The organism is Pontixanthobacter luteolus, assembly GCF_009828095.1.
Classification (GTDB): domain Bacteria; phylum Pseudomonadota; class Alphaproteobacteria; order Sphingomonadales; family Sphingomonadaceae; genus Pontixanthobacter; species Pontixanthobacter luteolus.
Genome location: NZ_WTYP01000001.1, coordinates 474,732 through 488,130 on the forward strand (window position 1 = coordinate 474,732; position 13,399 = coordinate 488,130).

General features: G+C 60.2%; 15 protein-coding genes. 9 read left to right on the plus strand and 6 right to left on the minus strand.

Translation table 11 applies throughout. The annotated features are described in order from the left end of the window. Positions 1-259: 259 nt before the first annotated feature. Positions 260-2,338 carry an NAD(+) synthase gene (locus GRI43_RS02230; RefSeq protein WP_235903665.1) on the plus strand — a complete coding sequence of 693 codons (2,079 nt, stop codon included), beginning with the start codon at positions 260-262 and terminating at the stop codon, positions 2,336-2,338. 63 nt (positions 2,339-2,401) lie between these two features. On the opposite strand, the gene GRI43_RS02235 is transcribed toward GRI43_RS02230, so the two are convergent. Together GRI43_RS02235 and GRI43_RS02240 are read right to left on the minus strand one after the other, a co-directional pair. Next, positions 2,402-2,995, minus strand: a complete 594-nt coding sequence (locus GRI43_RS02235; protein WP_160729469.1) for an FMN-dependent NADH-azoreductase — start codon at positions 2,993-2,995, stop codon at positions 2,402-2,404. Between the two features lie 84 nt (positions 2,996-3,079). Next, a complete protein-coding gene (locus tag GRI43_RS02240) occupies positions 3,080-3,775 on the minus strand; it encodes a pirin family protein (RefSeq protein WP_160730591.1) in 696 nt (231 codons plus the stop codon). 110 nt (positions 3,776-3,885) lie between these two features. On the opposite strand from GRI43_RS02240, the gene GRI43_RS02245 reads away from it, so the two are divergent. Further along, complete coding sequence (locus tag GRI43_RS02245; protein WP_160729470.1) at positions 3,886-4,782, plus strand: LysR substrate-binding domain-containing protein; 897 nt, start codon at positions 3,886-3,888, stop codon at positions 4,780-4,782. Positions 4,783-4,784: 2 nt separating this feature from the next. On the opposite strand, the gene GRI43_RS02250 is transcribed toward GRI43_RS02245, so the two are convergent. The 3 genes from GRI43_RS02250 to GRI43_RS02260 all read right to left on the minus strand — a co-directional run bounded on the left by GRI43_RS02250 (position 4,785) and on the right by GRI43_RS02260 (position 7,128). After that, positions 4,785-5,066: a hypothetical protein gene (locus GRI43_RS02250; RefSeq protein ID WP_160729471.1), complete on the minus strand. Its 282-nt coding sequence runs from the start codon at positions 5,064-5,066 to the stop codon at positions 4,785-4,787. Further along, positions 5,063-6,139: a branched-chain amino acid aminotransferase gene (locus GRI43_RS02255; protein WP_160729472.1), complete on the minus strand. Its 1,077-nt coding sequence runs from the start codon at positions 6,137-6,139 to the stop codon at positions 5,063-5,065. The genes GRI43_RS02250 and GRI43_RS02255 overlap by 4 nt, the downstream gene beginning before the upstream one ends. A gap of 437 nt (positions 6,140-6,576) precedes the next feature. Then, the gene (locus GRI43_RS02260) at positions 6,577-7,128 is read right to left on the minus strand and encodes a hypothetical protein (RefSeq protein ID WP_160729473.1); all 552 of its coding nucleotides are present in this window, start codon (positions 7,126-7,128) and stop codon (positions 6,577-6,579) included. A 97-nt stretch (positions 7,129-7,225) separates the two neighbouring features. Here GRI43_RS02260 and GRI43_RS02265 point away from each other — a divergent pair, with 97 nt between their 5' ends. The 6 genes from GRI43_RS02265 to GRI43_RS02290 all read left to right on the plus strand — a co-directional run bounded on the left by GRI43_RS02265 (position 7,226) and on the right by GRI43_RS02290 (position 11,725). Then, positions 7,226-7,966 (plus strand): TlyA family RNA methyltransferase, encoded by a 741-nt coding sequence (locus GRI43_RS02265; RefSeq protein WP_160729474.1) that lies wholly within the window; start codon positions 7,226-7,228, stop codon positions 7,964-7,966. 106 nt (positions 7,967-8,072) lie between these two features. Further along, positions 8,073-8,624, plus strand: a complete 552-nt coding sequence (locus GRI43_RS02270; RefSeq protein WP_160729475.1) for a TspO/MBR family protein — start codon at positions 8,073-8,075, stop codon at positions 8,622-8,624. Between the two features lie 37 nt (positions 8,625-8,661). Continuing rightward, positions 8,662-8,910, plus strand: coding sequence for an accessory factor UbiK family protein (locus GRI43_RS02275; RefSeq protein ID WP_160729476.1), 249 nt, complete (start codon positions 8,662-8,664; stop codon positions 8,908-8,910). A 57-nt stretch (positions 8,911-8,967) separates the two neighbouring features. Continuing rightward, positions 8,968-9,582, plus strand: coding sequence for a DNA repair protein RecO (gene recO / locus GRI43_RS02280; RefSeq protein WP_160729477.1), 615 nt, complete (start codon positions 8,968-8,970; stop codon positions 9,580-9,582). Beyond that, positions 9,579-10,637: a 3-isopropylmalate dehydrogenase gene (gene leuB / locus GRI43_RS02285; protein WP_160729478.1), complete on the plus strand. Its 1,059-nt coding sequence runs from the start codon at positions 9,579-9,581 to the stop codon at positions 10,635-10,637. Before recO ends, leuB begins: the two co-directional genes overlap by 4 nt. Continuing rightward, positions 10,634-11,725, plus strand: coding sequence for a glycosyltransferase (locus GRI43_RS02290; protein WP_338089996.1), 1,092 nt, complete (start codon positions 10,634-10,636; stop codon positions 11,723-11,725). Before leuB ends, GRI43_RS02290 begins: the two co-directional genes overlap by 4 nt. Here GRI43_RS02290 and GRI43_RS02295 read toward each other — a convergent pair. Further along, positions 11,722-12,996, minus strand: coding sequence for a glycosyltransferase family 39 protein (locus GRI43_RS02295; RefSeq protein ID WP_160729480.1), 1,275 nt, complete (start codon positions 12,994-12,996; stop codon positions 11,722-11,724). The genes GRI43_RS02290 and GRI43_RS02295 overlap by 4 nt on opposite strands. 222 nt (positions 12,997-13,218) lie before the next feature. Between GRI43_RS02295 and GRI43_RS02300 the strand changes: the two genes are divergently transcribed. Next, entirely contained in the window at positions 13,219-13,383 is a 165-nt protein-coding gene (locus tag GRI43_RS02300) for a hypothetical protein (RefSeq protein ID WP_160729481.1), read from the plus strand. Positions 13,384-13,399 lie beyond the last annotated feature (16 nt).

Sequence of the window (13,399 nt, forward strand, 5' to 3'; positions counted from 1 at the left end):
CCTTGCCGTCATGCATTTGGCAGGTCAGAAAATCCGTCAATGGAGGGAGGCCCAGTCGCCGCCCCTCAACGCCGAGGAATTCGGCCAGCGTTTTGGCGATCCCAAACCGTGGCCCAGCCGCACTGTGTATGGCTGGGAAACCAAGGGCAAGATTGCCCGTCCGGCGGTCCAGATGCGGCTTGCCGAACTGGGGATTTGCCAGCCATCCGATTGGCTCACTGCAGCCGCGCCGCCCCGAAAAACCGAAAGCTCTTCATCGATGAAAACTTCTTCGCTCGGCAAAAGCGATGCCCATCCGTTTTTCAGTGCGCATTCGCACGGTTTCATCCGCATCGCGACCAGTACGCCGCAAGTACGGACGGCGGATGTGGCTTTCAATACGGAAGCGATCCTGACCGAGGCGAGGCGCGCGCACGAGGCGTCTGTGGATCTGGTGGTCTATCCCGAGCTGTGCGTGTCCAGTTACGCGATTGACGATCTTCATCTGCAAGGCGCGCTGCTGGATGCGGTTGAGCAAGCCGTGGACCGGATCGTGACAGAATCGACCTCGCTTTCGCCAGTTCTGCTGATCGGTGCCCCGCTGCGGCGCGGGGGCAAGATCTACAATTGCGCGCTGGTTGTATGCAGCGGCCAGCTGTTGGGCGTAATCCCCAAGAGCTTCCTGCCGAATTACCGTGAGTATTACGAGAAACGCTGGTTTGCCCATGGGCGCAGTGTTCAGGGGCAGGAAATCACTGTCGCGGGGGTCAGCGTGCCATTCGGGACCGACCTTATTTTCAGCGCCTCGAACCTGCCAGGATTCTGCCTGTTCGTCGAAATCTGCGAGGATTACTGGAGCCCGAACCCGCCCTCGACATTGGGAGCGCTGGCGGGGGCGACGATTTTGGCGAACCTGTCAGCATCCAACGTCACGATCGGCAAGTCGGACGAACGCCACATGCTTGCCCGCGCGCAATCGAGCCGGGCGATTGCCGCCTATGCCTATTCCGCCAGCGGACACGGCGAAAGCACGACCGATCTTGCGTGGGATGGTCAGGGCATGATCTATGAATTGGGGGACTTGCTGGCGGATAGCGAGCGTTTCAGCCTGGATCCGCAGCTTTGTATCGCCGATGTCGATTGCGACCGCATCCTGTCCGAAAGAATGCGCAACCAGACATTCAACGATGCCGCAGAGGCGCAGGCTTGCCCGGAAAACTGGTTCAGGACGGTGACGTTCGAATGTGCATCGGTCGGCGCTGATATTGGATTGCAACGGCCTATTCGCCGTTTTCCCTTCGTGCCCGGCCGCGCACACAAGCTGGATGAGGATTGCTATGAAGCCTTCAACATCCAGGTCGATGGGTTGATGCGGCGGATGACCGCGACCAAGGCGAAGTCGATCGTGATCGGAATATCGGGCGGTCTGGACAGCACCCATGCGCTGATCGTGGCTGCGAAAACATGCGACCGGCTCGGCCTCGACCGCTCGATGATCCGTGGATACACGATGCCCGGATTCGGAACTTCGGACCATACAAAATCCAACGCGTGGAAGCTGATGGAAGCTATGGGGATCACGGCGGAGGAAATCGATATCGTCCCCGCGGCGACCAGAATGCTTGAAGATATCGGCCATCCTTTCGCCGATGGCGAACCAGTTTACGATGTAACGTTCGAGAATGTGCAGGCGGGCCTTCGCACAGATTACCTGTTCCGCCTGTCGGGCCACCATAGCGGATTCGTGCTGGGGACCGGGGACCTGTCGGAATTGGCGCTGGGCTGGTGCACCTACGGCGTCGGCGATCAGATGAGCCATTACGGCGTCAATGCCGGGGTTCCCAAGACGCTGATCCAGTATCTGATCCGCTGGTCGATCCAGACCAGCCAGTTTGACCCGGCAACCGACGATGTGTTGCAGGCAATTCTCGATACCGAGATATCGCCCGAACTTGTGCCCGCTGACGAGCAAGGCGGAATGCAGAGCACGGAGGAGAAGATCGGCCCATACGAGCTCAACGATTTCTTCCTGCACCACATCATCCGCTGGGGGCAGAAGCCGAGCAAGGTTGCCTTCCTTGCCTATCACGCGTGGAATGATGCGCAGCAGGGGCAATGGCCCTGCGACTTCCCCGAGGCGAAGAAGAACGAATACGATCTGGCGGCGATCCGTTTCTGGCTGGAAAAATTCCTCTGGCGGTTCTTCCAGTTCAGCCAGTTCAAGCGCAGCGCGCTGCCAAACGGGCCGAAAGTCAGTTCGGGCGGGGCCTTGTCACCCCGCGGGGACTGGCGCGCACCCAGCGACGCAGTTGCCGATGTATGGCTGGAGGAAATGCGCCGCGGCGTGCCGGAGAGCTAACTCCGCCACGCCGCCCAGCGATTGGCCGGGGCATTTGCAAACTGGCCCCGGTCCGGTCCGGCCTTATACTGCCATCGTCTCTACACGCTGGTGCGCTTCGGCGATCTTTTCTTCGCCGCCTTCGCCCATGATCGCATCGGCAGCGACGGTTTCCACATCGTGAATACCCAGGAAGCCGAGGAAGAAGCGCAGCCATGGGGTCATGAAATCCATTTCGCTGTCCACCGGGGTGCCGCCTGATGCGATTGCCAGATAGGCTTTCTTGCCTTCGAGAAGTCCCTTGGGACCTTCCGGCGTATACTGGAAGGTCGTGCCTGCACGGGCCACCATGTCGGCCCAGGCCTTGACCGTGGCAGGCACGCTGAAATTGTAGATCGGAACGCCAAAAACGATAGTGTCCGCAGCCTTCAGTTCGTCGATCAGCGTATCGGCGATGGCGGCGAGTTCGTGCTGGCTGCCCGTGCGCTCTGCATGGGGGGCAAGGTTGGCAGAGAAACGGTCTGCATCGACATAAGGGATGTCGTTTGCGCTCAGATCACGTGTGACCACGGCTGCGCCGCCGCCACTGGCAAGGCGCTCTACCAGCTTGGTGCTCAGGCCGCGAGATACGGATTCGTCGCCGCGAATGCTGGCGGTGATGTGCAGGATATTGGACATGAAAATACTCCGTATTGGTCGGCCCCGTCCCGATGTGAGGGGGAGGGTGCGGAACGGGGCCTAGGGGGTGTTCAAAAGGGGTTTTCAGGCGGCGTCGACGAGCACCAACTCGCTATCTTCGAGCGCGGTGATCGTGATGCTGTCTTTTTGCGTGATGGCGATCCCGTCTCTTGCGTTTGCTTCCACATCTTCGATCTGGATCTTTCCAGTCGCTGGAACCAAATAAAGGTGCCGGTCGGCAGAGGCGTCGTAAGTTACGCTCTCGCCGGCTTTGACAGTGGCACCCAGAACTCTGGCATTGGCGCGGATGGGCAGGGCGTCGTCTCCTCCACGACCCGAAGCCAGTGCCACGAATTTCCCGCTTCGATCGCCCTTTGGAAACTGCGCAGCGCCCCAATAGGGTTCGCCGCCGCGTTCGTCGGGGATGATCCAGATCTGGAACAGCGTCGTGTCTTCATCCTCGCGGTTGAATTCGGAATGGCGGACTCCGCTGCCGGCGCTCATCACCTGAACATCGCCAGCTTTGGTCCGGCCTTCATTGCCCATGCTGTCGGTATGGGTGATCGCGCCGGTTCGGACATAGGTGATGATTTCCATGTCGTTATGCGGGTGGGCAGGGAATCCGGTTCCGGCCTGGATCTTGTCGTCATTCCAGACGCGCAGCGCGCCCCAGTGGACCCGCTCAGGATCGTGATAGCTGGCGAACGAGAAATGGTGATGCGCGTCGAGCCAGCCGTGATTGGCCGCGCCCAGTGTGTTGAATGGCCGTAATTCGATTATGGGAAGTCTCCCGTTGTTTTCCGTTACTGGACAGATAGCGATTGCGAGCGGTGCGGATAAGTGAGATAAAAAGTACCGAAATGTTCGAATAATCAGAACAGGATGTGATTGTGAAACTTGGTGAGCCAACTATCGATCAGCTCCGCGTGTTCCTTGCGGTGGCCGAACAAGGCAGTTTTGGCGGCGCGGCCCGGCAAATGGGCAAGGCGGTTTCGGCGGTCAGTTACGCCATTGCGCAGATCGAGGCGCAGCTGGGCGTTACACTGTTCGAACGGCAAGGGTCGCGCAAACCGGTGCTGACCGATGCCGGCAAGGGTTTGCTGGTCGAAGCGCGCAATGTCGCGGACGAAGTTGACGCCTTGCTGGCAAAAACGCGCAGCCTGCATTCTGGCCTGGAAAGCGATGTCTCGCTGGTGGTGGACGTCATGGTGCCCGGCGAAGTGACCGCTGCGGTCTTGCGTGAATTCCGCACGATGTTCCCGACCGTGTTCCTGCGCCTGCATGTGGAGGCGCTGGGCGCTGTTGCCGCTTGCCTTCTTTCAGGCGATGCGAGGCTTGCGATTGGCGGCCCGGTAATCGGCGATCACGATGAATTGGAACGGCAGGCTATCGGACAGGTGGAACTGGTGCCCGTGGCGGCACCGGGCCATCCCCTCACAGATCCCGAAATTGCTCCGGGCGAAAGCCGCAGGCATCTGCAATTGGTGCTGACTGACCGTTCGCCGCTGACCGAGGGACGCGAATTTTCCGTTCTCAGTCCGGAAAGTTGGCGGCTGGCCGATCTGGGCGCGAAACATTCGCTGCTTAAGGAAGGAATCGGTTGGGGCAACATGCCGCGCCATGCTGTTCTGGACGATCTTTCCAGCGGCGCGCTGGTCGAACTGGATTTGCCGGAGCGGCCGGGCGGTTTCTATCCGCTCAGCGCGATGTGGCGCCGTGACGCACGGCCCGGCCCGGCGACAAGCTGGCTGATCGACGCGATGCGGGAGAAGCTGGGGGATTTCTGAAGTCAGTCCGCAATGCAGCGATAATATTCGCTGACGACAAGTTGCGAAGCCGGATAACCATCGACCGGCATTGTTTCGAGGTGAAGCGTGCCCTCGGAAACGGGCTTACCTTTACCCTTGCAGGCCCTTTTTGCGAGCTTGCGCAGCATCAAATGCGCTTTTGTATGTTTTCGTATGCTGGCGTTTTCGCCAAGATGAGCTGTCACCTTGATACGGTCGTTATCGACGACCTCTGCCGCTGGCAGTGAAGCCAGCGATAACAGCGCCGCTGCGGCTGCGATCAAAGCTTCATCACCCAGCCGTGGGTGTCGTCCACCGTACCGCGCTGGATGCCGACCAGCTTTTCACGGATCTTGCTGGTGATCTGGCCGGGGCCTCCGCTGCCGATGGTGAACTCTCCGTCACCGCCAGCCACAGTGCCAACCGGTGTCACCACGGCGGCTGTGCCGCAGGCCATCGTCTCCAACAGTTTGCCGCTCTTCGCGTCATCGCGCCACTGGTCGATGCTGTAAGGTTCCTCGCGCACGGTTAGCCCCTCTTCGCGCAGCAGCTGGATCAGGCTATTGCGGGTGATGCCGGGCAGGATCGTGCCGGTCAGCGGCGGTGTGATCACGCTGCCATCTTCCATCACGAAGAACAGGTTCATTCCGCCCAGTTCCTCGATCCATTTGCGTTCGACCGCATCGAGAAACACGACCTGATCGCACCCTTGCGCGATAGCCTCTGCTTGCGGCACCAGACTGGCGGCGTAATTGCCGCCCGTCTTGGCAGCGCCTGTCCCGCCTGGCGCGGCGCGGACATAATCCTGTGCGACCCAGATCTTGACCGCCGGCACACCCGATTTGAAATAATTCCCCGCGGGGGAGGCGATGACGATAAACTTGTATTCCTTGGCCGGACGCACACCCAGAAACGCTTCGGATGCAAACATGAACGGGCGCAGATACAGCGAGCCGCCTTCCACGCTCGGGAACCAGTCCTTGTCGATTGCGACCAGCTGGCGGACCGCCTCGATAAACAGGTCTTCGGGCACGTGCGGCATGGCCATGCGGTCTGCGCTGGCATTGAAACGGCGCGCGTTTTCTTCAGGACGGAACAGCGCAGCACTGCCATCGGCGTGCTTGTATGCTTTCATTCCTTCAAAAATTTCCTGCGCATAGTGCAGCACCGATGCAGCCGGATCGAGGCTGATATTCTGGCGCGGGCCGACCACGGCGTTGTGCCAGCCTTTCCCCTCCACATAGTCGATCGTGACCATGTGGTCGGAAAACAGCGTGCCGAAGCCGGGATCGGCCAAGGCTGCATCGCGCTGAGCAGCAGGTGTCGGCGAGGGGTGGGGAAGCGTCTTGAAGTCCATTCCGTCCGGTTAATGGCGCAGGTCCGGCAGGGCAAGCGCTCTGTGATTGAACCAGAGGAAGATTGTGTTTTGCGAACGGTGAGGTCGCAAAGATAATGCCGGAAACGAGAAGGCTGGAAATGAGAAGGGCGGCCCTCGCCCGTAGGAGGTGCCGCCCTTAACATGGTCAGCGGCCGGAAGTGCCGCCCACGAGTACCTTTATCGGTTAGGAATGCTTACCGATAATGCCTCGCGTGGAACTTTACCGACCCCCTTGCTGAACCATGAGACATCGGATCACCTCCTTTCGCGCTTGAAAGCCAGAACCCGCGTTTCACCGGGGGTCCAAGACCGCGTTCGCCGCTGATCTTGATGCCAATCTGATTCTTTTCAGCCGCGAACACAAGGCTTGTATTATTCTTTTTCCACGTCAGAATAATGCGCTCCGCCGACGGGTGTCAGCGGCAATCCTCCACCACCCGCGTAATTTCCGGCCAGGCAGGCAGGTAAAGCGTTTCAAGCCCGCCTGTCTCGACAGCGAAGCGGCCGCGGCTGAGCGCAATCGCTTCCAGCAATCGGTCGTTTGCAGGAACCGTCGCGGCAACCAGCTCCCTCTGCCCTGGGACCGGCTGGGCAATCAGCAATCGTTGCGCGGTTTCCGTACGGATTCGCATCGGCGTGCTAGCCGCATTTGTCCCCCGCCGAGCGAGCGATATTGTGCGCTGCATAACGTCGCACCGAATGATGAACGGCGCGGTGTTTTCTGTTCCGCTTTGGGCGAAAACCGCCATGGTTTCATCCGGGTCCTGACCATAGGTCCAGTCACCCTCTGTCTGCGGAGCATCAAGCCAATTATCGTAGGTTGGCTGCACGATTGGCTGCGGCGCCGGGCGGGCTGGCGCGGGTGCCTGTGTCGCGGCCGGTGCAGGTGACGGCTCAGGTTCCGGCACAGGTACACAGCATGCGGCAGTAAACAGGGGCAGGGCGGCAAGGGCACGCAGATATTTCACAGCTTCTCCAGACAATCGCGGTTTTGTCGGTTGATACGGTTTCTTATCCCTACAATGCGCGCTATCGGCATTTGGGTCCATAGAACTGACAGGGGTCATGCCGAAAAAACGCCGTCTCGATCAAATGCTTGTCGACCGGGGCCTGGTCGAAAGCCGCACCCGTGCGCAGGCGCTGGTGATGGCCGGACTGGTTTTCTCAGGTGAGACCAAGCTGGCCAAGCCGGGTCAGCAATTGCCGGAAGATGCGCCGCTCGACGTGCGCGGGCGCGATCATCCCTGGGTCAGCCGCGGCGGTATCAAGCTTGCCCATGCGCTGGAGGAATTCGGTCTCGATCCGGCTGGCGTCACGGCGATGGATGTGGGCAGCTCGACCGGGGGCTTCACCGATGTGCTGCTGCAAAACGGCGCGGATCACGTTATCGCGGTGGACAGCGGGACCAATCAACTCGCGTGGAAACTGCGGCAGGATGATCGGGTGACCGTGCTTGAGCAGACCAGCGCGCGGATCCTGACGCCGGAAATGGTGGGGCGCAGCTATAGCTGGGTGGTTTGCGACGCATCGTTCATATCGCTGCGCAAGGTTCTGGAGGTGCCGCTCAAGCTGGCCGATGCCGCGTGCCAGCTCGTCGCGCTGATCAAGCCGCAGTTCGAAGTCGGCCGGGAAGAGGTTGGCAAGGGCGGCGTCGTGCGCGACGATAAATTGCATCAGCGGGTCTGCGACGAAGTTCGCGACTGGCTGGTAGGTGAAGGCTGGCAGATTGACGGCATCACACGCAGCCCGATCACCGGGCCGGAAGGGAATGTCGAATTTCTCATTTCGGCGCGCCGGTCATCCTGACAATCCCGCATCGCTATCCCGCTGCGGTACAGCGCAAAGCGGGGCATTGCGGCATGGGCCATGCATCGCCACTATCCGGCAAAACCGAATCGATTTGGGAAACTTGATGACCGTACTCGCTTCCAAGGGCCAGCTGAGGGCCAGCTTCTTGCGCTGGGCATTGTTCACTGTCCCGGCCATAGTTTTGCTGGGGTTTCTTTCAGGCCAGTTCGGCGGAAGCCCGAATTCGCTCTGGTTTCAGGGCCTGATCAAACCGGACATATTCCCTGAACCCAAATGGTTCGGGATCGTGTGGACCATCCTGTATGTGATGATCGGCATTTCGCTCGCCCTGATCTGTTCGGCCTGGGGCGCGCGCGGGCGAACCGCCGCCCTGTTCGTGTTTGCAGTACATTTCGCACTCAACCTTTCGTGGACGCCGGTTTTCTTTGGTGCCCATCAGCTCAGCATCGCGCTGTATGTGCTGGCTGCAGTGGTCGTGACGTTGCTGGTGGTCATGGTGCTGTTCTGGCGTGTCCGGCGGCTCGCGGCCCTGCTGCTGATACCGTATCTTGCATGGGTGTGCTTCGCCACGCTGCTCAATTACGAATTCCTGCTGCTGAACCCCGACGCAGATGGACAGGACCCAAATCGCGCGGTCCAGCGAATAGAGATCTAGACTTGTAAGCCGGGCACGAAAGCGCCAAATAGCGCCCATGCAAAGCCAGAATCCGATGATCGCCGATTTCGTCAAACTCGCCAACAGCGCGGCGGGCACCTTTGCGGGTATGACCCGTGAGGCCCGCGAAAGTGCGCGTGAACGTTTGAAAGAAGCGATGGGCGGAATGGATTTCGTCAGCCGCGAGGAATTCGACGCGGTGAAAGACATGGCTGCCAAGGCCCGCGAAGAAAACGAGAAACTGGCTGAACGGCTGGCGGCTCTCGAAGCGAAACTGGCCAAGTAATTTGCGCAAGGTCCGCGGCCTCTTGCAGGCGCGGCCTACGTCCGACAAACCAGCGCAATGAACCTGCGCGCCCCTGCCATTTTCCTGTCTGCTCGCCCGCACGGCGAAACGGCGGTGATCGGGCGTTTCCTGACAGAGGAATACGGGATGGTCGCCGGGTATATTGCCGGTGGACGCGGGCGGCAGCTGCGCCCCGTGGTCATCCCCGGCAATCTGGTGGAGGTTGAACTGCGTTCGAAATCCGACAGCCAGTTGCCGTTCGCGAGACTGGAATTGCTTCAGAGCCGGGGACCCTGGCTAACCGAACCGTTACCCGCTGCGGCAATCAATTATGCCGCAGCGCTAACCGCCACGGTCCTGCCAGAGCGAAACCCCTATCCGGCGCTTTACGAGGCAATGTCCGGGCTTCTCGACGCAATTTGCAATGCTCCGTCCGCGCGCGGCTGGCTGGGGGCGATGGTCGTTTACGAAACGCTGCTGCTGCGCGATCTGGGATATGGCGGCGGGGCTGCCCCGGTATTCGCGGATTTCGATGATGCATTTGCCGCATTCGACCGATTGTTTAAGCCGATAGAGAAACACTTGCTTGTCGGGACATACGGCGATGTTATGTCCGCGCGGAACCTGTTGAGGGCACGCCTTGCCAGGATTGCGGGACACACTGACACATGAAAATTGCGATTTTTTCGGGTGATGGAATTGGCTCTGAAGTAACGCGCGAAGCTGTGCGCGTGCTTGAGGCTCTGAAGCTGCCCGGATTGACGCTGCTGGAAGGTGATGTCGGTGCGGCCGCCTATCACAGGCATGGCCGCCCGCTGCCTGCGGAGACGCTGGATATGGCAAGGGTCAGTGATGCCATACTGTTCGGCGCTGTCGGCGATCCGTCATGCGACAATCTGGAGCGGCATCTTCGACCGGAACAAGCTGTGCTGGGCCTGCGATCCGAACTTGGGCTATTCGCCAATTTGCGCCCGGCAACCGTGTTTGCAGGGCTGGAGGACTTGTCCGGCCTGCGCCCCGAACTGGCGCGGGCAATCGATCTGTTGATCGTGCGCGAGCTGAACGGCGACGTGTATTTTGGCGACAAGGGTATGCGCGAAACCGCCGACGGCCAGCGCGAAGGGTGGGACATGATGTCCTACAGCGAAGGCGAGGTTCGCCGGATCGCCCATTCCGGTTTTCTCGCCGCGCGCAAGCGGGGATCGAAACTGTGCAGTGTCGACAAGGCCAACGTACTTGAAACCAGCCAGCTCTGGCGCGACGTGATGATCGAGGTCGCCGCCGAATATCCCGACGTCGAACTCACTCACATGTATGTCGACAACGCCGCGATGCAGATGGTGAAGAACCCGGGGCAATTCGATGTCGTCGTTACCGGCAATCTGTTCGGCGATATTCTGTCGGACCTCGCAAGCATGTGCGTCGGCTCAATCGGGCTTCTCGCCAGCGCTTCTCTGGGCGAGCGGCAGACCGAATACGGTACCTTCGGACTGTACGAGCCGATCCACGGCAGCGCGCCCGATATTGCCGGGCTGGGGAAGGCCAATCCAATGGCGACGATCCTGTCGGTGGCGATGATGCTGCGCCATTCCTTCGGAGACGAGGATCAGGCATGCAAAGTCGAGACGGCCGTGGCCCGGGCGCTTTCCGATGGCGTGCGCGGCGGCGATCTGGGAGGCGATCTGGGCACAGAGGCAATCGGGGATGCGGTGCTGGAGCGGCTGTGACGCTGCAACTGGCCATTATTCTGCCAACCCTGAACGAGCGTGAGAATCTCGCTCCGCTGATCGATCGTATTTCTGCCGCAATGGGCGATACCGGTTGGGAAGCGATTATCGTCGATGACAACAGCGAAGACGGAACCGCTGACGAGGCGCGCGTGCTCGCCCGTTCTGACCCGCGCATCCGTGTCATCCAACGAATCGGGCGCCGCGGTCTCGCATCTGCCGCAATCGAGGGGATTTGCGCCACTGCGGCCCCCTATGCGGCGATTATGGATGCCGATCATCAGCATGATCCTGCGCTGCTGCCGCGAATGCTGACGTGTGTGGCGGGCGGTGACAGCGATGTCGCGATCGCTTCCCGCTATGTTGAAGGTGGCAGCACGGCCGGCCTTTCCAGCGCCCGGCGGGAGCAAGCATCGGGTCTTGCCAACTGGATGGCGCGCCGGATCACCGGCACCGAACTGACCGACCCGATGAGCGGGTATTTCTTGATGGAAAGCGCCCGCTTCCGCGCAGCCGCACCGTCGCTTTCAGGTATCGGGTTCAAGATTTTGCTCGATGTTCTCGCCACGTCGCGCGGTACGCTGTCGGTGAAGGAATTCCCGTTGGAGTTCGGCCGGCGAAAGGCAGGCGAAAGCAAACTCGACCGGGCGGTTGCGTTTGAGTTTCTTGTCGGACTTTACGAGAGATTTTTCGGCAAAATCATTCCCACCCGGTTCGCCATGTTCGGCACTGTCGGCGCGCTGGGTGTTCTTGTGCATATGGCAGTGCTTGCAAGCCTGTTTCCCGGAATGACCGCGACATTCTGGAAGGCGCAAACGCTGGCCGTGCTAGTGGCCATGAGCTTCAATTTCTGGCTCAACAACTGGCTGACCTATCATGATCAGCGGCTGCGCGGGTTATTGGCGGTGCTGGCTGGCTGGGCCGGGTTCTGCCTGACCTGCGCGGTTGGGGCATTCGCAAATGTTGCGGTAGCTACGCTGCTGGAATCGCGCGGGCTCCACTGGGTGCTGGCCGCGTTGACCGGCATCGTGATCGGCGCGGTGTGGAATTACGCGCTGTCCAGCCGCTTCGTATGGGGCCGCTTTTAACGCCAGCCCTCCAGCCACATCCATGCTGTGAAGCTCTGCTTGCCCGGCAATTCCGCTGCGCTGAGAATGGGATGGAAATACACGAACACCGCTACGCTCGCACCAAGCACTGCAAAGGCGGGCCACTTCCAGCCTCTCTCCTTCAATTCTGCCAGTGCCAGGGCCAGCGCGGCCAGAAGGAACGCGCTTGGCAAGAAATAGTGGTAGTAAAACTGGATTGGCTTGTTGACGACGATCCACATGCCAAGACTGACTGCGAACATGAGCGCAACTGCCAGCGCGTCCCATCGCTGGCGGGTCAGCCCGACCCAAACGCTCCATGCAAGAGCGGGAAGGCCAAGCAGCATCGTCAGCGGATTTCCGATCAGCAACACACCGCGCTGCGCCCCGTCGACCGCTTCATATAGATACCAGATCGCGCGTTTGTTCAGCATCCAATCCATCCAGTTCGACTGGTAGGGATGCGGGGTGACGACAGAGCTTTGCATCTCAAGGATCGTGCGGTGGAGCGCGATGAAACCGCCCGGCTCCAGCGGCTGCTCAGGCGCGAAAAACGCTGGCAGATACGTTGCCGAGTATACTGTTAGCGGCACAGCGCCCAGCCATACGGCAGCTTCGAGCAAGGAAATGCCCGGCACCGGCAACCCGCGCTGGCTGGTCAGAAGACGCCGCCGGCCCGCGCTTGCCCTGAGGGCCAGAAATGCAAGTCCGGGGATCATCGCGAGGATCACCACATTCCATTTGGACGCCATCGCAAGACCCAGCGCAACGCCAGCGGCCGCAAGCCTTTTTCGGCCAGTCTCCGGCTCTCGCATCGCGGCAACGCATTGCCACAATGCAAACGCGAAAAAGCCAACCATGAATATATCAAGCATCGCGATCCGCGAATGGACGAAGAGCGCAAATCCTGTGGCAAAGAGAATGCCGTAAGCGATCGAGGCAAACCGCGAGAAGCTGGCGAACCACAGCGCCCGCATCGCCGAATACAGCGTGAGCGTGCCGAATATCAGCGAGGGCAGGCGCCAGCCGGTCGGGTTGTCGCCGAAGACCGCAATACTGACAGCGATAATCTGTTTGCCCAGCGGTGGATGTTCGCGGTTCAGCCAGGCGCCCGATTCCAGCCATCCGCGAGCTGCGGGCAAGTAGTGAACCTCGTCAAAATAGGGGATGCTTGGCACGGTCAATCTGACGAGGCCGAGCAGAAAAAAGCCAAGGCAAAGCAGGGCTATCCAACCGACTGGATCGGAATCGGGAACGTGTCGGTGGTTCATCGCACTCGATTAGTGCGCGCCACAGAATGCCGCAAGACTGCTTGTTTGACGCAATCATCCAATAACGCTTTGCCCGCTGAACGTAACAATCGGGCGATAACAATTACGCGGCGAGAAGACCGCATTCGGGAGAGCATCGAGCGAAACGCGCATCCAATGCGCTGTGAAATGAGGGTAATAGCCGTGATCAAGCCGTTGATGTGTCTGGCAAAGGGGCACAGTGTGAATCGCAATAGAGTGTGGCACGATGGCAGGAATTACCGCAGCCGCTGCACGGTTTGCTCGAAACCTCTGCTCCGTGATCACGGCAATTGGCGCAAATTCGACCTTCAGGAGGACGCCAGCGAGGCGCGCGAATTGCATCCGAGAACCGGCGAGATCGCATGATCGGTGCGGCGTTGGA

Coding starts and splice junctions, on each gene's coding strand:
- leuB (WP_160729478.1), top strand. CDS start 9,579: ATGAAAATTGCGATTTTTTCGGGTGATGGAATTGGCTCTGAAGTAACG.
- GRI43_RS02235 (WP_160729469.1), bottom strand. CDS start 2,995: ATGTCCAATATCCTGCACATCACCGCCAGCATTCGCGGCGACGAATCC.
- GRI43_RS02265 (WP_160729474.1), top strand. CDS start 7,226: ATGCCGAAAAAACGCCGTCTCGATCAAATGCTTGTCGACCGGGGCCTG.
- GRI43_RS02275 (WP_160729476.1), top strand. CDS start 8,662: ATGCAAAGCCAGAATCCGATGATCGCCGATTTCGTCAAACTCGCCAAC.
- GRI43_RS02270 (WP_160729475.1), top strand. CDS start 8,073: ATGACCGTACTCGCTTCCAAGGGCCAGCTGAGGGCCAGCTTCTTGCGC.
- GRI43_RS02230 (WP_235903665.1), top strand. CDS start 260: ATGAAAACTTCTTCGCTCGGCAAAAGCGATGCCCATCCGTTTTTCAGT.
- GRI43_RS02255 (WP_160729472.1), bottom strand. CDS start 6,139: ATGGACTTCAAGACGCTTCCCCACCCCTCGCCGACACCTGCTGCTCAG.
- recO (WP_160729477.1), top strand. CDS start 8,968: ATGAACCTGCGCGCCCCTGCCATTTTCCTGTCTGCTCGCCCGCACGGC.
- GRI43_RS02295 (WP_160729480.1), bottom strand. CDS start 12,996: ATGAACCACCGACACGTTCCCGATTCCGATCCAGTCGGTTGGATAGCC.